The sequence below is a fragment of the Rhodopirellula sp. P2 genome, assembly GCF_028768465.1.
Taxonomy (GTDB): Bacteria; Planctomycetota; Planctomycetia; order Pirellulales; family Pirellulaceae; genus Rhodopirellula.
Genome location: NZ_CP118225.1, coordinates 706,479 through 728,243 on the forward strand (window position 1 = coordinate 706,479; position 21,765 = coordinate 728,243).

Sequence of the window (21,765 nt, forward strand, 5' to 3'; positions counted from 1 at the left end):
GTGACATCCCGAGCCTTTTCTTCCGTCGCCTTTGGATTCAATTCCGTCACACGGCGGGGAAGATTGCCGCGGCAATCACCGTGACCAGCAGTGCCGAAACTCCCAACGCCGCGCTCATCGGCGAGATCGTTCGCAGGGCTTCTTTCTCTGTCATGCCGGTCATTTCCGAGATAATCCAGAACGCACTGTCCGTCATCCAAGAGATCGGTTTGCTTCCCGCTCCGATCGCCATCGCCAGGTAAACGGGGTGAAAAGGAAGCTCGCCGCTGGTCGCGAGCGATTGCAAGATGCTGGCGGAAGTGATCATGGCGATGGTCGCGGAACCTTGAATCGTTCGAATCGCGGTCGTGACAAGGAATGCCAGCGGCAACAACCAAAGCCCCGGGAATCCTTGGGCGATCGAACCGACCACCTCGGCGATCCCGGCGTGATAAAGCATTTTGCCCATCGCCCCGCCCGCTGCGGTGATCAGGATGATCGATCCTGCGGAGGCGATGGCGGCGGACACCACTTTTCGTCGTTGATCGTTGGGGACCCACCGGATCAAACCAAACGCAACGATGCACCCCAGTCCCAACGCCAGGTTTTTATCGCCCAAGCGAATGATCCAGTCCAACAGTTCTGATTCCGCGACGGCTTCGCTTCCGTAGATCGATTTGATGGTCGAGCCCAAAGCAATCAAGACCACCGGCAAGGCAATCGGAAACAGTGCCAACCACAGTGGCGGCTTGGGCGGGATGTCCGCGGGATCCTCGTCGGTTGACGCCAGACGCTGAGTTTCCGGCCGAATCTCTTCGCCGTCTTCGTCGCGAAGTGGCAAGTCGACAAAGTGGTTGATCACTCTCGCGGCGGCCAGTGCGATCACGCTGGTCACGCTTCCAATCCCCAGTCCCGCGATCAACATCGCGCCGACCTCGACTTCCAAGAACGCAGCGACCTGCAGCGGTCCCGGCGTCGGTGGGATCAACGAATGCGTGATCGATCCGCCGGCCAAGATAGCCAGGATAAACAGCACGTAATTCTTGCCTGTTTTGCGTCGGAGGGACCTGGCCAGCGGCAGCATCAGGTAGAAAACGGTGTCGAAAAACACCGGGATCCCCAACACAAAAGACGCGGCGGCCATCGCCTCAGGAGCGCGTTTTTCCCCGGTCCAGCGAAGCATGGTGTCAACGATCCTCGCCGCGGCACCGGATTGCATCAGCAATCCACCGATGACACTGGCCAATGCGATCACGATCCCGATCGAAGCTGCCGTCGCACCAAACGCATCCGCGACTCGCTCGGACGCACTCTGCCCGACAAAGTCGGTGGCCTCGGCTTCTGTGAATTTACCTTCGGCCAATCTCGCCGATGCAAAGGACGACAACTGAGCCGGTGTGGTCAGCATGGCCACCATGATTGCCGTCGACAGCAGCGCCAGAAACGGGTGCAAGCGAAACGCGAGGATCGAAACCAGCACCATCGTCACGGCGAGCGCGACCAACCACCAAATCGTCAAGACTTCTTCTCACAGCGTGGGGAATGGATGTGTGTCGCCAGAGTCTACTCCAAGCAGACACGCCATTGCCCGTCGATCAAACGTTCTTGTGGGACGAAACGTGATTTGTAATTCAGGTGTGGGTTCTCGGCGACGTACAACCCCAAGTACACCCAGTTGCGACCGTTGTCTTTGGCCCACTGAATTTGTTGCAGCACCGCGAAGGTTCCCAGGCTGAACTTGGATGCGATCGGATCAAAATGGGTGTACACCGCGCTGACGCTTTCTTGGCCGATGTCCATGATCGAAACGCCGACCAGTTGATCTTGGTATCGGATTTCTAATTCAAGCGTTGGCCAACAGGTTGCAATCAAAAAGGTCTCGTAGTCCGACGCACTGATGTCGTCATCGTGTGCCAAGCCGCGAACGTTGCGATGATCGTTGTAAAGTCGAACACGATCCGCATCGACTTGCGGGACTTGCCAACGCCAGGTCAGTTCCCGCTCCGCTTTTTTGAGAACTCGACGCAACGATTTGGTCAGTTTGAAATCTTCCGCTCGCAACCGAGTTGGCTGGCAGGCACGGCAGTTCGGGCAATTCGTGTGATAGACAAATTGGCTGCTGCGACGAAAGCCAGCGGCCAGCAAGGTGTCCGTGTCTTCGCCTTGACGCGGCGGCATCGGGAAGTACAGCGGCATGCGAGCTGGTTCGCCATCGATGTACGGGCAGTCGCTGACAGCATCCTGGACCAGCATCATTCGATGACGCAGGGGAGCAGCACTTTCAGGAAAACTATCGTTCGCGGGAATCATGGCACCCAGCGTATCGGATCGTGGCGGCGATGGATCGGGCTGCCATTTTATTCCAAAGTTCCTGTCGGAATCAAAGGCCGTTGGTGACCAAGTCCTGGCTACGGGCAGTCCCCAGTGCGCCCCACACACCATACGGGCTCTCCGGATGAGTGAACGAGGTTGGCGACGAGAAGTCCGCTTGGTTGGAAGAGTTGCCAGCAGCCTCATCGACCGATTCGGAGTTGGTGCTGGCGTCGGATTCAGTCGCTTCCGTCAACCGAACCACCGCGGCGGTCGAATCACCATGATCAATCGATTCGATGATGAACTTGACCGCGCCATCCGCCATCAGCACGTTTGTTCCACCCGCATGAAAACTGCCCGCCGAATAGATCCCTGGGCTGGTCAATTGTTTTCCAACGGAACAACTCGGTGAATTGGGCGGTAGGATCGTGTTGACGGCGGCAATCGCCGCAACCCCATCGGCCCACCGACCACCCCGCCCGACGCTGGCGAGTTGAACGGATGATTCGTAGAAGTCAGGTCGGTCGACATCCAACGTTTCTCGGCAAGTGCTGGGCGATTCAAAGATTGCCCCGGTTTGTTGAATCGCGGTTTGACCGATGACGAAATTCCCCCCTGGGTCGTTTCCGATTTCACACATGGCAATGGTGTTGGAGAGGCCATCGGTGATCGTTCGAAAGTGGGGGACATGCGTCCCGGCGAAGATGCCGCGCACCGTTTGGATCGACGAGTGTTTGGTGTTCAGCAGGTCGACTTGATCGCCCACGCAAAAGGCATAACTCGTCAATCCAAATGGCTCGGGCGTGGCCGGTGACGCGGGGCACTGCAAGGATTGAATGTGTGTGGTCCAAGGTTCGTACTCTTCGACCCAGGGTGCCGGCCCCATTGGCGGGTAGAACATTCCGTTGAACTCAGCGGAATTGGAAATCGTGCTCCACATCGCTGGCTGTTCAATGAATGGCAGCAGCGCCACCAATCCGCTCAGACGCCGTGAGTTCCCGTCCCGTTCGGATGGCCCTCGAAGCGTGCCTCCCTGGGCAGGAGGAAGCTGCTTGTAGGCCGAGTGGTAGTTATGCAGTGCGAGCCCAAGTTGTTTGAAGTTGTTGCTGCAACTCATTCTTCTGGCGGCTTCACTGGATGTGCGTACCGCTGGCATCAGCAATCCGATCAGGACAGCGATGATGCCGATGACCACCAGGAGTTCCAGCAGCGTGAATGCATGACGCTGAATCTTGACCGCAGCCGATGTCGACGAACGATCATGCATTCGATCGATTGGGTCGCTACACCGAGATGGGGATGGGAGAGGCTGTTGGCGTTGTCCTGGTTGTGTTCCGTGACATTGAAGCAGCGTCATGACATTTTCTCCCAACCTCGAAAAGAAACCACGGGACCAACCAACTGGCCCAAGCGAGAAGACGGTGTGCAAAATCAGTTTCGGTTCCCGTGAGAATCGTGAACCCGACGACGACACGAAGCATCAACGGCGAGCACAGCAGCAGAAAACAGCGTGTTGCCCAAAGACGGTGCTGACGGATCTGCCCGCTCATTGCACGGCGGATCGCGAGCGCCATCGTGATCGCAGTTGCCAGTGACAGCAGTGTGAAGGCGACTTCCGCACTCGGGCCTGCCATGGCGTGCTGGGCCATCACCAAACCACTGGGAAACAAAAACAACAGGACCACAACGGCTTGAATCCGACCGCTGGTGCGGTGCCATCTGGGAGTCGGGTTTTGCATCGATCCGCTGAAGAACAACGCGGCACCTTGCACCAATGCGATCGGTCCCGCGACAATGTGAACGTAGAACGCGATGGGGTACCAACCATGGAAATGACTTTGGTGAGCCGAGAGGAATACCGAGTCCTTCAGGTTGGCAGGGAAATAGTCCTGGTACGGCAGCAGCAGTTGGACCAAGACACTCACGCCGAGCACGAGCGTCATCGCGGTTGCCACTTGCACCAGCCGGTTCAGTCGTGACGCATCACGATTGAAAACGGTTCCGCGAGGGGAAGCTTTGAAAAGGGAATGCTCGGAAGCCATCGGTTATCCTCCTGCTGGAGTCTAACCGTTTTGAAATCAGCACACCAAATGGATTGCAGCATGAATGAATCACAAGCTTCCAGATTGAACCATCCATCAGCAGAGGGTTCATCGCAGTCCGATGCGCCGCACCAGTGGAATCAGTGCTCCCCCGCGGATGCGACGCAGGGTGTTTGCCCCGTTTGTTTGGGGCGAACCCTGATCGAAATTCGCGGCAAGTTGCAGTGCGAGCGATGTCACACGATTTGCGAAACATGCTGCGAAGGCGGCCGCACTTGAGGTATTGGTAAGCTGCCACGCATCCTATGGATGCCGTGCATCGTGGTCTGTTCCAACTCAATTTCAGGGTAGCGGAACTCGTCAAGAGTTTCGTTGGTGGCGGGGAAACCGAAAGTCTTGACGACTTCCGCTACGGCCGTAACCCTCATTCCTAGGCGTATTGGACCACTAATGAGGCTGGCGAACGAAACGCCAGTTCGGAACTTCCGCGACACGCTGGGCGGGAGTGCTTTCGGCTGGCGTCGCTGCCGTTGCTTCTTCGGACGGTTGCCGGATGAAGTTCCGCGAGGAGTGTGCCGACACGGGGGACGGCAATCGATGGCTCAACGAGTCAGTTGCCGAACGTGTTGGCCAAGACGCTGGTCCAGCTGCATCGGAGATCGGGAGCAAGTCGTCCTCATCAGGGTAAGGCGGCAGCAGTTCTTCCAGCAGCAACGAGTCCTCCGCTCCGGATTCTTCGGGCGAGGGGTCGAGCAAGTCGCTGGGACTGAGGGGCGAGTCCTCCTGCATCTCCTTTTCGCTTGCCGAAGGCGATGGTAGCAATTGCGTCTTTTCTTTCAGCAGTTGTTCCACCTTCCGTTCGTCGAGCGAACGTCGTTGCTCGCTGCCGACAGGCGGGCCGCCAAACGTTTGCGAGGGCTCGATTTCGTCTGGCTCGATCAAGTACTTTTTGTACTTCTTTTCCAACCGTTGGTGTTCTTGGTATTCACGAAAGCGCTGGATCTCTTCTGCCGTCAACTGTTGCTTTGGGAGAGACTCGTTTGCAGCCGGGATGTCGCTGGTCACCGCTGAGTTTTCGAGCGTTGGTTCCGGTGGTGATGTTGTCGAGGGATCCTCGCTTGCCAGGACCGAGAACCCATGGTGAGTGAACTGATCGATGTGCTGTGAGTGCAGTTGAAAACGGGGTGAGTTGGTCTCGGGATAGTGACCTTCGATCGTTTCGTGATCGAGAATTGGTTTGACGGGCTGGGCGCCGACTTCGGCCGCAGCGGCTTGGAAGCTGACCTTTCGAGCGTACTCGTCGAAGCGATCGTAGAACGTTGGACGATTCGCGGTGGGCAGCATGGTTGGACGCAACCTGCTGAAGCCATCGCGGAGTTCGCCGGAATGCAGCGAGTTGGCTTGACACGTTCCCTGGCAACTTGGCGACTGGCACGTCTTGCACCCCATCACTTTGTCGCCCAGGTTGCCGGTGCGTGCTGGGTACGAACGGGGCGGCAGATTGGCCATCGGTCGCATGCCGCTGCTGTGGCACGCGTGGTACCCGTCACCCCAACTGGCTCCGCAAAAGCGTCCGACCCGCTCGACCATCTCTGGGAACCCAGCTGAGCTGGTGCCGGTCAAACCTGGGCCCGCTGACAACATGATGCCCCCCAACGCGACGGTGCAAACCCAACGACGTCGAAGCAGGCGATTCACACGACGGGCCGCGGGAGCGGTCGGGCGTGCGGCGGCGGCTTCGTGGGCGCTGGGAGCGGGCGTGTCAGTGGGTTTTGAAAACCATGTCATGAAACAGACTCAAGCGATGGCGGCGGGGCGAGACGCTTGGCCGCCGAAGCGAGGCCATGCGATCGCATTGAAGCGACGTCCCTCCCAACGATCGGCATGAGCCACCCGACCGCTTCATCTGCCAGAACAGTCGCAAGTGAAAATCGCAAACGCTCCGTGGGTCAGCACGGTTAGTGAATCTGCAAGGATTCTGCCAGGAAATGCGAGGGCTGCTGGTGGAGACTGATTGGCATGACTCACCGGCGGGATCGCCGTTTCCGGGCAAACCGAGAGGCAATTGAGGCAACTTCAACTCCGGCAATCCCGCCTTGTGTCGGCGATTGGGTGGTTGCGAATTCGCTGCCACGGCGGTCTCTCGGCAGCTTCGGCTCGGTCGGTTAATTTGGACGCATGATTCACTCTAAATTGATGGTCGCCATGAGCGACTCCGCTGACGGTTCTGTATCCAATGACGCTCGTTCAGGCGTGGGCTCCGATGGAGCCCAGGTGATGGCGGGCCTGGCCGATCGAAACGCGAATTTGTTTCGACGTTTGGGAATTGCGCTCGGTGATCCTGCTGCGTGGGTGCGTCTGCCCGACGGAAAAAACATCGGCATCGTGCGTGACTTGGAAATGGACCGAACTCGCGCCGCGGGACAATTGGATTCCGTTCACTGTCCGGCTGATTTCCCGCCTGTCTCGGGATCCGCCAGTGGCGATCGCGAAACCGCGTCCGCTCAATCCGTCGCCCGATTTCTGCAGCTTCAATCGATCGAGCAGGTCGTCGTCGATCGAGCGTTCCCGCTGATCTACGCCTGGCACTTGGCCGACGCTGGAATCTCAATCGCCTACGACGATGACTTGGGCGTGATCGATCGCCGCGTCAAAACAGACCAAGAGATCGAGTGGCTTCGGAAAGCTCAGTCGGTCACCGAGTCGGTCATGCGGCAGATGTGTGAAATGATCGCCACCGCGGAGGTCGGTTCGGAAGGTCGATTGATGGTCGGTGGCGAACCGTTGACCAGCGAACGAGTTCGCACGATGGCGGCGGAAGCGTTTATGAAACGCGATTACACGATGAGCCACGGTGCGATCGTTGCGACGCTGCCCGAATCAGCGGATTGCCACCACCGAGGCGACGGCGATCTCTACACGGGACATCCAGTCATCGTCGATCTGTTTCCACGCGATGAGTCAACTCGCTACAACGGCGACTGCACGCGAACCGTGGTCAATGGAACGCCCAGCGAGACCGTTCAGAAAATGCACGCCGCCGTGGTCGCATCCAAGGAAGCGGCCGAGGCGGTCTTGTTCCCCGGAAGAACGGGCGAAGAAGTTCAACTGGCCGTTGAGAAGGTCTTGGTCAGCCACGGGTACCCGATCTCACGCGGGGAGCAGACGGACGGGCCCTCGATTCAACACGGCACCGGTCACGGGATCGGTTTGGAAGTTCACGAGCCGATCCTGCTGGATCATGGCGGAGGTGAAATGCTCGCAGGTGAAGTTTTCACGGTCGAACCGGGGCTCTATGGCCGCCAAGATGGTGGGGTTCGCGTCGAAGACATGTTGGTCGTGACGGCGGACGGTCCTGTCAATTTGAACCAGTTGCCGATGGGGCTGGATTGGAATCCAAAATAAGGACCATTCCGAAACGACTTCGGGGTTTTAAAAAGGGCTCATCCGACGGAAGCGTGCGCGGTACCCTGACTTCAGGTTTTTGGAGGGATTTCTCCGATGCCCGAAGTTTGAACAGACCATTTCGAGGCGTTCGAATTGAGTTGCCAAATGAAGCGGAAGCAAGCTCTGCTGAGGAGCAACTTGCCAAGGAATCGCTTGGTCTCCGATGCGCCGAAGGTGCTTCGCGGCCCACCGGCATGCCGGTGGGTTGTTTTCAACACGGACGCCGTCCATCATTGAACATTCGGACATCGGTGCATGCCTTGAAAACCTCGGGCTCACCCTTTCGTCGGATGAGCCTTAAAAAGTAGCGGAAGTCGTCCAGACTTTCGGCGATGGAGGGTGCCAATCAAAACTCTTGACGAGTTTTGCGACCCGAAAACTTCATTGTGACGCAGCACTCTTGCTTGGTTTTCGGGTCGCGGGATTCAGATCGGTACAGTTCGTTACGGAAGCAACGGCGCGTGCGACCCCGACATCGAGGAAACTGAAGCCATGAGTGATTCAATGACTTCTGTTTCGTCCCGTCGGCATGACCTGGACGCGTTGCGAGGCATCGCGATGCTGCTGGGGATTTTCTTGCACGCGGCCATTGCCTACTCGCCCGATGCGGGGCGAGGGTGGCCGATCCAAGACTCGCAGAGCAGCGAAGTCACCTCGTTGTTCATTGCGTTGGTGCATGGTTTTCGAATGCCGTTGTTTTTCTTGCTGAGCGGCTTCTTCACGATGATGCTGTTTCGGCGCCGCGGGGTTTCGAAGCTGATCGAAAATCGCATCCTGCGAATTGCGATTCCGTTTGTGATTGGAATGTGCACGATCATTCCCGCGATGTGGATCGTTGCTGGCGACATCCAAGCCAATCCTTCGAGCATCGTGACCGCCTTCGACGAAACGGATCTGTTGACTCCCGTCGTTCAAGATGACTTGGCAGGAGTGGAGAACGCGTTGTTGGCAGGCGCCGATGTCAATCAACGATCCGAGCAAGGTGATTCACCCTTCTTGGTGGCCGCGTTCCTGGGACGCGATGACATTGCCAAGGTGCTGCTGAATCACAACGCGGATCCTGAACTGGGAAACCACAAGGGAGAGCGGCCGATCGATGTGATGCGGGCGTCCTGGGGAACGACCGAGTTTGTGGCGGGAATGTTGCAAATCGAAGTCGATCGGGAGGACGTGGAATCCGGCCGGCAGAAAATCGCAACAATGATGGGTGTCACCCTGTCGGAACAGGTCGCCGGGGGCGACATGACCGCCGCGAACTGGAGCGGATTGATGTTTCTGTTGTTCGAATTTCCGGTGACCGGTCACCTGTGGTTTTTATGGTTCTTGTGCTTCCTGGTGACGGGGTTTGCAATCGTCATGAGCATCACGCCGCAGACATGGCGTTCACGATGGGATGTGTCGTCCGTTGTTCGTTCACCGCGCTGTTTGTTGTGGTTGATCCCGCTGACGATGTTGCCACATTGGTTCATGCGGCACGAAGGCTTCGGGCCGGCCACATCGGTCGGTCTGCTACCGATGCCATCAGTGCTAGCCTACTACGCATTGTTCTTTGGCTTTGGCGCGATTTACTTCGACGCCGATGATCGCGAAGGGGATCTTGGTCGCGGGTGGCAGATGAGCTTGCCGTTGTCGCTCACCATTTTGCTGGCGGTCGGATGGATGCTGCAGAGCCAAACCGAAGGCGGCGGATTGGTCGCGTCCGTCTTCCTTCAATCCGCTTATGCCTGGATCGTGTCCTTCGGCATGATGGGGATGTTTCGAACCCTGTTCGCTCATCCCAGTCGCACGCTGCGGTACCTGTCCGATTCAAGCTACTGGTTGTACCTGGCTCACCTGCCGCTGGTGATGTACCTGCAGTATTGGGTCCGCGACTGGGAGGTCCCGTTGCTGGTCAAATTCACGGTGGTGAGCGTGATTTCAAGCGTGGTGCTGTTGCTCAGCTACCAAGTCTTTGTTCGCCACACGCCAATCGGATGGCTGCTCAACGGGAAGCGAAAACCATCCGTGCCGAGCGCGGATGACGCGTCCGACACATATGTCATTGCAGCTCAACTGGTTCGTCAGTGAGACGTGTCGAGGACTTCGCCCTTGGGTTGCCCCATTTGTGAGAGCAGGTCACCAAACCAGTCCACGTTGATGTCGAATGGTTTGCCACCGGCGATCCGTTCAAACTCAATCGCCCGAAGTTCGTTGTTTTGGTCTTCGTCTTCTCCGATCACACCACCGATGCCTTGCATGGCACACTCAACCGCCTTCTTGGCACAGCGACCGATCAAGGCAATGTCTTCGGCATTGGCAGCGGCAGCGCGACTGAAGTAGCCGCTCTTTTGCACCAGTGTCTTCTCAGCACCCAGCATGTCAGCGAATTGCTTGCCGAACCATTTGCCGGGGTTCACGGCATCCAGTTTGTAGTGACCGAATGCATCTTTGGGAACGCTTTCGCCTCGCGATTCCATTTCCTTGACGATGGTGTCCACGCCGGCACCTTCCGAGATGAAGATATTGACGCAATCGTTTTCATCCATGATCGCGCGCAGGCGTTTGGCTTCTTCTTCGAGATCAAAGCTCATCTCGGGAACGAAGACGCCGTGCACGTCACGACGTTGTTGGCTGAGTCCCATCTCGGGCAAGAAATTCAGCGTTTGCAATCGCTCGCGATATTTCGCAGCGGTGGCGGCGGTCAGCCAACCACAGTTGCGGCCCATGACTTCGTGAATGATCAGCATGCGTGGGTTGGCACTGTGTTCCCCCACCACGTTTTCGAAGAACTTGGCACCTTCTTCGGCAGCCGTCCAAGCTCCCAGGCTTTGCTTGATCGGGATGACGTCGTTGTCGATGGTCTTGGGCAAACCAACCACGGTCAGTTCGTATTCGTGCTTGGCCAAGTAAGCGGCCAAGTCCGCGGCGGTGGTGTTGGTGTCGTCACCACCGATGGTGTGCAACACGTCGACTTCGTCGGATTGCAATCGCTCAGCCGCCACCTGCAGTGGATCTTGGCCTTCGCTGACCAACCCGCGTTTGACGCAATCGGCGACGTTGGTCAGCTTGACACGACTGTTGCCGATGGGGCTGCCACCGTGCTGATGCAAGATCGCCGCGTTCTTTCGCGAATGATCATCGACGACGAAGCTGTCGCCGAGCAGCAGACCTTTGTAACCGGATCGATAGCAGAGGATTTCAATTTCAGGAGCCTGCTCGGTGTAGGCTTCAAGCAGGGCTCCGATGGCTGACGACAGACACGGGGCCAGGCCACCAGCGGTGAGGATTCCAACACGTTTGATTGACATGGTGAGGGGGTTCCGAAAACTCAAGGGACGCGAACGCGTGAATTTTCTAAGAGCCTATCGAATCATCGGATTTTCGTCGCCCCGTCAGGAGGTGGAGACAGCTTTCCCCAGTGCAAAGTTTCAACGATTCGCAGTTCAGGGGGAATCGTGTTTATTGAAAAAGTTAAATTGACAATTGTAAATTTGAAATTGATAGAACCTCCATTTGGCGAGCGGTCCGATGGATCAGCGTGGCGAAGGCTTGAAAGGCAGACTGCTGGATTCTGCGGTCCGAATCGGAATCGTTGGTCGTGGCATTGAAGGCTAATCTTCAAAACCGGAGCAAGTGGCTGCCATCGCTGCATCTTGAGGCGATTTTGCAATTTGCAATTGTCAATTTAACTTTTTCAATTGACCACAGCTTTCTCACTCCACCACCGCCAGCAGATCTCCGGCTTCGACTTGGGTTCCCGGTGGAGTATGGATTTTGGTGACGACGCCGTCGGCGGGCGCGTTGATGGTGGTCTCCATTTTCATGGCTTCCAACACCAACAACTTTTGCCCCGCCTTCACCTTTTCACCTTCGGCCGCAGCCACCGTGATGACCATCCCAGGCATCGACGCAGCGACATGGGTGGCGTCGGATGGATCGGCTTTCACCGCGGCTTTGATGTCCACGTCCAACGATCGATCGATGACCGAGACTTCTCGGGGTTGCCCGTTGAGTTCAAAGAACACCGTGCGTGTGCCATCGGGATAGGGCTGTCCAACCGCTAGATATTTGACGATCAAACGTTTGCCCGGTTCGATGTCGACGGCGATCTCGTCGCCCGGTTCCTGCCCATAGAAAAAGTTGGGTGTCGGGAGGGTTTCCACATCACCATAGGTGTTGCGGTGCTGCGAGTACTCTTCGAACACTTTGGGGTACAGCAGGTAGGTCACTGCGTCGCGATCGCTGGGCGCTTCGTGCGTGAGTTCGGCAGCTTGGGACTTGGCCGCTTCGAGGTCCGCGGGTGGCATGGATGCCCCGGGGCGTTCCAGCACCGGGGCTTGGTCACCGAGAATCTTCTGCATGACTTCTTTGGGGAAACCACCTGGTGGCTGTCCCATCCGGCCACCGATCAGGTCCAGCACACTGGCAGGAAACGCGAGTGCCTTGTTCGTTGTCAGGACTTCTTCGGCAGACATTTCATTGGCGACCAAGAACAACGCCATGTCACCAACCGCTTTGCTGGTGGGAGTCACCTTGACGATGTCGCCAAACAATCGGTTCACGTCCGCGTAGGCGCGGCAGACGCCGGCCCACTGGTCGGCCAATCCCAAAGCACGGGCCTGTTGAAACAGGTTGGTGTATTGGCCGCCGGGCATCTCATGGTCGTACAGGTCGCCCGTTGCCGGCAAGACATCGCTTTCGAACGGCTTGTAAAACTCACGAGCGGCTTGCCAGTAGGTTGCCAACTGAGTCAACGATTCACCATCCAGCGAAGATTCGCGGTCGGTGAAACGGAGGGCTTCGACCAGCGTGTTCAAGTTCACTTGGCTGGTTCCGCCCGACAAGGGTGCCAGTGCCGCGTCGGCGATCTGCAAACCTTCGCCGGCAGCGGCCATCAACGTGGACGCTTGAATCCCACCGGTGTCGTGAGTGTGCAAGTGAATGGGCAAGTCGACCTCGTCACGCAAGGCTCGCAGCAACATCACTGCCGCGGCTGGTTTGAGCAGCCCTGCCATGTCTTTGATCGCGATCATGTGAGCGCCACCGGCCTGCAGCTTCTTTGCCAGGTCAACGTAGTACTTCAGGTCGTACTTGGTCCGCCGCGGATCTTGCAAGTCACCGGTGTAGCAGATCGATGCTTCGCAGATACCGCCTTCTTCGATCACGGCGTCCATCGCCACCCGCATGTTCTCTTCCCAGTTCAGTGCGTCGAACACACGGAACACGTCCATGCCCGCCTGAACTGCTTCGCGGACAAACAGCCGCACGACGTTGTCGGGATAATTCGTGTAGCCAACCGCGTTGCTGGCTCGCAGCAGCATCTGGGTCAGAATGTTGGGAACCGCAGCCCGCAGGTCAGCCAGCCGTTGCCAAGGTGATTCCTTGAGGAAACGCATCGACGTGTCAAAGGTAGCTCCGCCCCACATCTCCAACGAGAACAGTTGCGGGGCCAGGTGAGCGTAGGCTGGCGCGATGCGAAGCATGTCATCGGTGCGGACTCGCGTGGCCAGCAACGATTGATGCGCGTCACGCATGGTCGTGTCGGTCAGCAGCAGCCCTTTTTGTTCGCGAATCCAACGCATCAATCCATCGACGCCTTCCTCGCGAAAAATGTCGGCGGTTCCGCGAGGCGGTGTGGAGGTAACCGGGATCTCGGGAACCGGAGCTGGTTCGCGGCGAACAGCAGGTGGACGCCCCGTGACAAGCGGGTTCCCGTTGACGATCGTTTCGCCCAGGAACGTCAGCAACTTGGTGGCTCGGTCACGCCGGCGTGGCAAGCGGAACAGTTCCGGTGTCGTGTCGATCAAACGCGTCGTGGCTTCGCCGGCCAAGAACGTGGGATGATTGACGAGCCGCGTCAGGAACGGAATGTTCGTTTTCACGCCACGAATTCGAAATTCGTGCAGGCATCGATCCATCCGCCGGGCAGCGGCGGCCAGGGTAGGGGCTCGCGCGGTGACCTTCACCAACATGGAATCGTAAAAGGGATTGACGACCGCGCCGCTGAACGCCGTGCCCGCATCGAGACGAACGCCTAAACCCGCTGCACTGCGGTAGTGACTGATGCGGCCATAGTCGGGACGGAACTCGGCGGCGGGATCTTCCGTGGTGATCCGGCACTGCATCGCGAACCCCATGGTTCGGATGCCGTCCTGGGATGGCAGGCCGACTTCTTCACTTCCGAGCGGGTATCCCTGGGCGACCAGGATTTGGTTGCGAACGATGTCGATGCCCGTGACCTCTTCGGTCACCGTGTGTTCGACTTGGATCCGCGGATTGACCTCGATGAAGTAGAACTCGTTTTTGTCGACATCGAGCAAGAACTCGACCGTTCCCGCGTTCTCGTAGCCACCGCTTTCTTTCCCAACCGCACGCCCGATTCGCAATGCCGCGTCGCAGATGGCGTCACGCATTTCGGCAGGGAGGTTCGGTGCGGGGGCGAGTTCGACAACCTTCTGGTGCCGGCGTTGGACGCTGCAATCGCGTTCATACAAGTGAACCAAGTTGCCGTGACGGTCACCGAGCAGTTGCACTTCCAGGTGCCGGGCTCGTTGGACAAAGCGTTCCAGGAAGACCTCGTCACTTCCAAATGCTGTTTTCGCTTCGCGTTGGGCGGCTTCCAGTGAGCTTCCCAGTTCGCTGGGGTCCATCACCACACGCATGCCACGACCGCCACCGCCCTTGGCGGCTTTCAACATGATCGGATAGCCCAGATCTTCGGCGGCTTCGATCGCTTCGTCGACCGAGGTGACGGCTTGAGCGGTCCCGCCCAACACGGGCACGCCAGCGATTTCGGCCAAGCGACGGGCACTGGTCTTGTCGCCCAGATCTCGCAAGCTTTGCTCGCTGGGACCGATGAACAAAATGCCTGCGTCCGTGAGTGCTTTGGCGAACTCAGGGTTCTCCGATAAGAAACCATATCCTGGGTGCACCGCATCGATGTGGTGCTTCAAGCACAAGCCAACGATGGCGTCGATGTTGAGGTAAGAACGAATGGGCTCGCCGGGCGTCCCGATCTGGTAGGCCTCGTCGGCTTTGAATCGGTGCAGCGCGTAGCGGTCTTCGTTGGAATAAATCGCGACGGTGCGAATGCCCAGTTCGTGAGCCGAGCGAAACACCCGGGTGGCAATTTCGCTGCGATTGGCAGCCAGGATTTTTCGAATCGGGCGAATGGGGGCAGAGTCAGTGGCAGCAGTCGATTCAGCGACGGTCATCAGGGCGTCCAATGCGGGGAAGTCATAGTCGAATCGTTAATCTACACGTTTCGAAACTTCCGTTCAGCTGCCGAGATCGACTTGTTCGGCCACAAAAGCATTTGAATCTCTGGGACCGGTTTCTTCGGCGTCGTTGCTCACTCGACGCCTTCGGTGATGCGGCCGTGCAGATGCTCGATGCAGGTTGCGATCAGGGCGGTCCAGCCAGTTTGATGACTTGCGCCCAAGCCTTCGCCGGTGTCGCCGTGGAAGTACTCATAGAACAGGACTTGGTCTTGCCACAGGGAGTCGTCGCTCTTCATCCCGCTGCCACGTAGACAGGGCCGAGAGCCGCCTTCTGCGGGCGTGGAAAAAATATTTGACATCCGGCGATTCAGTTCATCCGCCACTTCGCGAAGGTTCATCTTCACACCCGATCCCGTCGGGCATTCGACTTGGATGTCATCACCGTAGAACTCGTGGTACCGCTGCAGGGCTTCGATCAACAGGTAGCTGGTCGGGAACCAGATCGGCCCTCGCCAGTTGCTGTTCCCGCCAAACATCCAGCTGTCTGATTCGCCTGGCACATAGGCAACGGTGTGTTCTTTCCCACGGACCGTGACGCGAAACGGTTCGCTTTCATGTTTCTTGGAAAGGGAACGAATCCCAAAGTCGGAAAGGAACTCCGCTTCATCGAGCAGGATCTCCAAGACCCGTTCCAAGCGTTCTTGAGTCGGAATGGAAATCAGCATTCGGTGGTGGCGTTTGGTCGTCTGGCAGAACGTGATGTGCTGCACCAAGTCATGGCGGTTGTTCAGGAACCACTCCAAACGGTTGCGGAAACCGGGCAGGTCCGCCAGCAAGTCCTCGTCCAGAATCTCCACCGCAATCAGGGGCAGCAACCCGACCAGCGATTTAACTCGCATCGGATGGGTTTCGCCGTCGATCTTCAGTTGGTCGTAGTAGAAGCCATCCTCTTCATCCCACAGTCCGCCGCTTTCGCCACCATTCATGGCGTCCACGATGCGGATGAAGTGATCCAGGAACTTGGACGCCATGTCGGAATACGATCGATCGTGGCGAGCCAACTCGAGCGCCATCGACATCATCGTGCCGCAGTAAAACGCCATCCAGGCGGTTCCGTCGGCCTGTTCCAGTTCGGCTCCCTCGGGCAGCCCTTTGCTGCGATCGAAGACGCCGATGTTGTCCAGTCCCAGGAAACCGCCCGCGAAAACATTGTCGCCGTTGCTGTCCACCTGGTTCACCCACCAAGTGAAATTCACCAGCAACCGCTGGAACGCTTGCGAGAGAAATTTGTAGTCGCGTTTGCCGGTCTCGGCTTCCATTTGGAAGACTCGCAAACACGCCCAGGCATGCACCGGCGGGTTGACGTCATCGAAGTAGAACTCGTAAGCCGGCAATTGACCGTTGGGATGCATGTACCACTCCCGCAGCAGCACCATCAATTGCTTCTTTGCAAACGCCGGGTCGATGCGAGCCGACGGGATCATGTGGAACGCCAAGTCCCACGCTGCGAACCAAGGGTATTCCCATTTGTCGGGCATCGACAAAACATCGCGAGCGTACAGGTGCCGCCAATCTTTGTTGCGACCGCTGTGACGCGCCACCGGGGGCGTCATCACGTCGCGATCGCCGTCCAACCAGTCGGCGACGATGTAATGATAGAACTGCTTCGTCCACATCAATCCCGCGTAGGCTTGCCGCGAAACAAGGCGTTGTTCGTCGGTTGCCTTGGGCGGAATGATCGCTTGGTAAAACTCGTCGGCTTCTTCGCGTCGTTGGGCCAAAACGTTGTCAAAGTCGTCACCGAGGTCCGGATGAAACTCGCCGACCTTTTCCTTCACACTCAAGCGAACTTTGACGTGCCGCGTTTCTCCGGCCGCCAAATTCCAGCGATAGAGCGCAGCGACTTTGGTGCCGTGTCGCTTGGGATTCACCGCATCGGTTTGTTCGTCGATGACATACCGATGGAACGCGTCTTTGGTGTACGGCGAGAAGTTTTCGGTGCCGAACAGGTGTTCGGAATTGGTTTCATTTTCTGTGAACAGCAATTCGCTGTCCGGTTGATTCTCAAACGCACAAACAAACGGTTCCAAAGTGTCATGACGCGTTTGAACGAGGTGAGAATCGATCGCCTGGATGGTCGGCTTGGCCGTGCAACCTTCGTGCAAGCAGCCCCAAACCCAGGTGTTGCGGAACCACAGCGTTGGCAGCAGCGTGATCTCGTGAGCGTCAGGACCTTGGTTGGTGATCGCAATGTCGATCAGCAAATCGTTGTCCGACGCTTTCGCGTAAGTGGCCGTCACATCGAAAAAGCGATTCTCGTCCAGCAGCCCCGTGTCGATCAGTTCGTACTCACGATCGTTCAACCCGCGATTGGCGTTGATGCTGACCAAGTCGCGATACGGGTAGCGCTGTTGTGGGTAGCGATACATCGCCTTGGCGTAGGAATGCGTCGGCGTCGAGTCCAAGTAGTAGTAAAGTTCCTTGACGTCCTCGCCGTGGTTGCCTTCCGGACCGGTGAGACCGAACAGACGTTCTTTCAGAATGGTGTCGTTGCCATTCCACAATGCGATCGAAAAGCACAGCCGACACTGGCGATCCGTGAACCCGAGCAAACCGTCTTCGCCCCAGCGGTAGGCTCGACTGCGAGCGTGTTCGTGCGGGAAATCACTCCACGACTCACCGCCCTCGGAGTAGTCCTCTCGAACCGTCCCCCACTGACGCTCGGAAAGGTACGGCCCCCAACGTTTCCAGTTGTTTTCGCGGCGTTCGTCTTCGTCGAGTCGTTGATGTTCGGACGTCGTCATGAAGATGCTCGTTGTCTGCGTCGCCAAAGAAACCCGTCCAGAACGTAATGCGTGATCTGGGGAACCGCCAAGGCGGGTGCCAACCAAACGGAGGCTTCCGCCAGGGTTTCGCCGGCTGAATCGGCAAACCCACCCGGCATCCAAGCAAACAACCAACCGCGTTCATGCCAGATGCCAAAGTCCCACAGCAACTCTTCGGCGTAGGCGAGCATCCAGACCACCCCCAGGAACATAGCGACTCGACCGGTGGTGGTTCGCCATCGCGAGGTCGGGCGAGACGGATAAGAAGAAGCATTTCCGGCTTCCGATTCAGAGGTGTTCTCGGAGGTCTCGGCGATGCGGCACCAGCGATACCAGTAAATCAGCACCATGTACGGCACGCCGTGAATGATCACGTTGGTCACCGTGAACGCATAATCGGAATTGAAGGTGATGATCCCGATGTACCAACACACCGCCGTCGTCAGGACCACGATGTCCTTGCCGGGATTCCAGGCTCCGTGGCGGAAACCTCGGTGCAAACTGCGAGCGGCATAGGCCAGCATGCTGGTCCAATAGAGCGGCAACGCAATCGTCGCCAGGATGGCCGGCAACCGAATGAAGTCGCCCTCGGCAAACCACCAAAAGTGCCTCGGCAGATGGGCGTGCCAGTGGATCAGCGGGTACAGCGTGGCCAGGTAAATCGCAGAAGCATCGATCCACCACCCCACGCTTTCAGCGTCGCGCTCACGGGAACGATACAGCGCGACCCAACCGTATTGTTGCCGAATGAAATGAAAGACCGCCAGGTACGCCAGTAGGCTCCAAAACAGCGTCACGCTTTCACTGTAGATCGCACCCCCGATCGCAAACGCCAGCACTGGGGTCAAGCCATACAACCAAGGTCGCCGGCGAAGTTCGGTTCCGTCGAAGTAGACGCGAAATCCTGTGGAATAAACATGAGCGACATCGATCAGCAAGATCGTCGCAACCCAAGTCCAACCCGGCGTTTCGCCGTGCAGAAACCCGAACGCCGCACCGATGGGCAGCATCAACAGGGCCACCACCGCGCTGCCGCCAAACGTCGCCAAGTCAACCGCGGGTGAAAACAACCACGGCAAACGATCGAGGCTGTGTCGCGAAGGGGATGCGGAGTCGCAGGTCGTCATTCGCGGTCACAGCGTGGAAAAATTGATTCAGGATCGAGCCTCGCTCGCACGTTCAGTCGACCGTGCTTCCCCACCAGTCCTTGTTGGGTTGCCAGTTGGGTTCCAGCATCGCCGCTTCGCGTTTTTCCAGCCGTTCTTTGCTGGGGCCATGAGCGCGAGCCCAGCGTTGCTTGGCCTTCTCAGCATCGAAGCGGGGATCCGGTTGAGGGAATTTTGCGTTGACCGATTCAAGGTATGCCAACAATTCCTTTCGCATCGACGCGACTCGTTCTGGTTGCTCCGCGGCAAGGTCGTTTTGTTCCCCGATGTCGGTGGGCAAATGATACAGCTCGTCGTGTGAATCCAAGTGGTAATGAATCAGCTTGTAATCACCGGTTCGGATCACCGACGATGGGTCACCACCTTGGTTGCCGTAGTGCGGGTAGTGCCAGATCAGCGATCGTTGCTCCAGCGATTCATCTTCGCCGCCGGTCAACACGGTTTGCAGCGATCGACCGTCAACGTGTTGCTGAGGACGCAGAGGCAAATCGCAAACGTCCAGGATGGTGGGGTACAGATCCGATCCAATCACCGGCGCGTCACAGGTCGATTCAGCAGCGATGCGTGCGGGCATTGAAACGTAGTAGGGCTCACGCAGGCCGCCTTCCCATTGTCGGCCTTTGCCGCCGCGGTGTGGCAAGTTGCTGGTCGAGTAAGCGTCGCCGGAGGAGACACCGCCATTGTCACCGGTGAAGATGACCAGAGTGTTGTCGGCTTTGCCGGATGCTTCGATTGCGTCCATCACATCGCCCACCGCATCGTCGAGTGTTTCCATCATCCCAGCGTACACTGGGTTGTCTTGAATCTGACGAACGGGCAGCGTGCGATCGATCATGAATCGGTTGCCATCCGCCGGCGGTGCAGGTGCTGATTCCCGGTACTTTTGCCACAGTTCTTGCGTGGTTTGGATAGGACCGTGGACGGCATAGAAGGACAGCATCGCAAAGTACGGTTGGTCGTCTTGGCCCTCGATGAACGAAGCGGTTTCTTTTCCCAAACGACGCGTCAGCGATTCGCCATCGGGACCGCTTTCCATCACCGGGTTGTTGTAGGGTGCGAAGAAGCCGCCTGGAGGGCTGCCGCGATGGTGACCACCGATGTTGAGATTGAAACCGTGGTCGGTCGGCATGGAATCGTCGCCGCCCAGGTGCCACTTCCCGGCAAAGAACGTTTGATAACCAGCTTCGCGCAGGGCTTCCGGCAAGGTCACATCTGCAGCAGGTAGCTCATGAACGTACTCGGCCGGCAGCAGCTCATCACCACGATTGAATTTCTCACCGGATGCGGCACCGATCCAGTCGGTGATTCCATGACGGGCCGTGAACTGGCCCAGCTGAATGCTGGCTCGCGAAGGACTGCAGACGCGGCAATTCGCGTAGCCCGCTGTGAACCGCATGCCACGCTTGGCCAGTGCGTCGATGTGCGGTGTTTGGTGAAATTTGCTGCCTTCGATTCCGATGTCATGCAGGCCAAGGTCATCGACCAAAATCAGCACCACGTTGGGCCGAGCTTCCTCGGCGTTGGCTTTCGTCCCGGAAAGGAAAACGAGCGTGGCGACCAGTGTCCAAAGCAGGATCGACAATGGGGCGTCGAAGAGGCGGATCGCAGCGGTTTCCAGACGATCAGATCGTCGCGATAAGGGGTTGGAGCGGGAGGTGAAATGTCGCATGAAGGGAGCTCTCGGAGGCAGGGACATCGATGTGGCCACCAATGTAGCTCCGAGGATCGATGAGGTGCAAATTGCGAGGCCAGCAAACTGAGCGCCATCAAAACCGCACCACCTTGCGAGATCCCGCTGACGACACCGCAATCACTTCGACGACACGCACAGCCTTCGGAACGGCGATTTTTTGCGGGAACCCATTTCCGTAAGTCGTCTGAAAACAATCACTTGCGACCCGAACCTGACATACGCCCCAAGCGTTTGGCATCCGACTCGCATGAGGGAGAGTTGTCTCGATGAGGATGTCGGGGAATGGATCATGGACGGCTTCTCCCAATGGAAACTCGGACTCACACACATGTCACGCTCACTTTGGACTTTCGCCTCGGGCACCTGCTTCGCCGCCTTGATTGCCGTGTTGGCCGGACCACAGACCGCCCAAGCAGGACACGATTCGCCGCTTTACATTGCCGCGGATCATTACCGCGATGCGGTCAGCCACTTTGAAGACGAAGCCCGGCGAGTTCGAACCATCGATCGCACGGTGCTGCGTTTGATCGATGACTTCGAAGACCAAACAAGCGATGTTCGTTCGGCCGCTCGTCATCCAGATCGTTCGGATCGATTGGCACGGGAGTTCAATGACGTCCAGTTTCTGCAGGCCCGAACCGAGCAAGCTGTTTTTGGAACCGGATGTCCCATCATCGCTCAAGCGCTCACGCGTTGCTGGGGGGATGTGCTGGGTTCGTTTGCAGCACTTCAGCAGCAAATGGCCTACGTCCAGCCCTACGTTTCCGGTCGCCCGGCGCTGAACTGCGATGTTCATCACGGGAGCGGCTATTTGACACCGGCCTATCCACCGACTCCTTCGGTGGTCTTCCCCGGTCGAACGCCGCTGCCACTTCCTCGCACCGTTCCCCACGTGCAACAGAAACCGATCAGCTATCCCCATCGAGGTTCACGTGACAACTCACGCGATTTCAATCGCGGTCCCTCGCATCGCGACGCACCTCGCCCCGGCAACTACCGAGCCTCCATTCCTTCGCGAAAATCGATGCCCAAAGGTGCTGAAATTGGTTTGGTGTTGCTGAACGGTTTTCTGAATCGATAGAGGCATTTGATTGAGGGATG

The 21,765-nt window shown here is 57.8% G+C and carries 14 protein-coding genes; 4 read left to right on the forward strand and 10 right to left on the reverse strand.

The annotated features are described in order from the left end of the window. Positions 1-46: 46 nt before the first annotated feature. The 4 genes from PSR62_RS02500 to PSR62_RS02515 form a co-directional block, all read right to left on the reverse strand. Complete coding sequence (locus tag PSR62_RS02500; RefSeq protein ID WP_274406257.1) at positions 47-1,498, reverse strand: GntP family permease; 1,452 nt, start codon at positions 1,496-1,498, stop codon at positions 47-49. A gap of 44 nt (positions 1,499-1,542) precedes the next feature. Then, the gene (locus tag PSR62_RS02505) at positions 1,543-2,289 is read right to left on the reverse strand and encodes an arginyltransferase (protein WP_274406258.1); all 747 of its coding nucleotides are present in this window, start codon (positions 2,287-2,289) and stop codon (positions 1,543-1,545) included. Between the two features lie 70 nt (positions 2,290-2,359). Then, a complete protein-coding gene (locus tag PSR62_RS02510; protein ID WP_274406259.1) occupies positions 2,360-3,559 on the reverse strand; it encodes a DUF1559 family PulG-like putative transporter in 1,200 nt (399 codons plus the stop codon). 16 nt (positions 3,560-3,575) lie between these two features. Continuing rightward, a complete protein-coding gene (locus tag PSR62_RS02515; protein ID WP_274406260.1) occupies positions 3,576-4,334 on the reverse strand; it encodes a DUF2306 domain-containing protein in 759 nt (252 codons plus the stop codon). 60 nt (positions 4,335-4,394) lie between these two features. On the opposite strand from PSR62_RS02515, the gene PSR62_RS02520 reads away from it, so the two are divergent. After that, on the forward strand, positions 4,395-4,613 hold the full coding sequence (locus PSR62_RS02520) for a hypothetical protein (protein ID WP_274406261.1): 219 nt from the start codon (positions 4,395-4,397) through the stop codon (positions 4,611-4,613). Between the two features lie 168 nt (positions 4,614-4,781). Here the strand turns inward: PSR62_RS02520 and PSR62_RS02525 are convergent, their stop codons facing one another. Continuing rightward, the gene (locus PSR62_RS02525; protein ID WP_274406262.1) at positions 4,782-6,122 is read right to left on the reverse strand and encodes a hypothetical protein; all 1,341 of its coding nucleotides are present in this window, start codon (positions 6,120-6,122) and stop codon (positions 4,782-4,784) included. Between the two features lie 390 nt (positions 6,123-6,512). On the opposite strand from PSR62_RS02525, the gene PSR62_RS02530 reads away from it, so the two are divergent. Beyond that, a complete protein-coding gene (locus PSR62_RS02530; RefSeq protein ID WP_274406263.1) occupies positions 6,513-7,739 on the forward strand; it encodes a M24 family metallopeptidase in 1,227 nt (408 codons plus the stop codon). 534 nt (positions 7,740-8,273) lie between these two features. Continuing rightward, a complete protein-coding gene (locus tag PSR62_RS02535; RefSeq protein WP_274406264.1) occupies positions 8,274-9,848 on the forward strand; it encodes an acyltransferase family protein in 1,575 nt (524 codons plus the stop codon). On the opposite strand, the gene PSR62_RS02540 is transcribed toward PSR62_RS02535, so the two are convergent. The 5 genes from PSR62_RS02540 to PSR62_RS02560 all read right to left on the reverse strand — a co-directional run bounded on the left by PSR62_RS02540 (position 9,842) and on the right by PSR62_RS02560 (position 20,640). Then, positions 9,842-11,068 carry a pyrophosphate--fructose-6-phosphate 1-phosphotransferase gene (locus PSR62_RS02540; RefSeq protein WP_274406265.1) on the reverse strand — a complete coding sequence of 409 codons (1,227 nt, stop codon included), beginning with the start codon at positions 11,066-11,068 and terminating at the stop codon, positions 9,842-9,844. The genes PSR62_RS02535 and PSR62_RS02540 overlap by 7 nt on opposite strands. 405 nt (positions 11,069-11,473) lie before the next feature. Next, positions 11,474-14,986: a pyruvate carboxylase gene (locus PSR62_RS02545; protein ID WP_274406266.1), complete on the reverse strand. Its 3,513-nt coding sequence runs from the start codon at positions 14,984-14,986 to the stop codon at positions 11,474-11,476. A gap of 125 nt (positions 14,987-15,111) precedes the next feature. Next, positions 15,112-17,784 (reverse strand): MGH1-like glycoside hydrolase domain-containing protein, encoded by a 2,673-nt coding sequence (locus PSR62_RS02550; RefSeq protein ID WP_274406267.1) that lies wholly within the window; start codon positions 17,782-17,784, stop codon positions 15,112-15,114. Next, the gene (locus PSR62_RS02555) at positions 17,781-18,932 is read right to left on the reverse strand and encodes a hypothetical protein (protein ID WP_274406268.1); all 1,152 of its coding nucleotides are present in this window, start codon (positions 18,930-18,932) and stop codon (positions 17,781-17,783) included. The genes PSR62_RS02550 and PSR62_RS02555 overlap by 4 nt, the downstream gene beginning before the upstream one ends. Positions 18,933-18,984: 52 nt before the next feature. Further along, positions 18,985-20,640, reverse strand: a complete 1,656-nt coding sequence (locus PSR62_RS02560; RefSeq protein WP_274406269.1) for a sulfatase — start codon at positions 20,638-20,640, stop codon at positions 18,985-18,987. A gap of 352 nt (positions 20,641-20,992) precedes the next feature. On the opposite strand from PSR62_RS02560, the gene PSR62_RS02565 reads away from it, so the two are divergent. Further along, positions 20,993-21,745 (forward strand): hypothetical protein, encoded by a 753-nt coding sequence (locus PSR62_RS02565; RefSeq protein WP_274406270.1) that lies wholly within the window; start codon positions 20,993-20,995, stop codon positions 21,743-21,745. Positions 21,746-21,765: the final 20 nt, after the last annotated feature.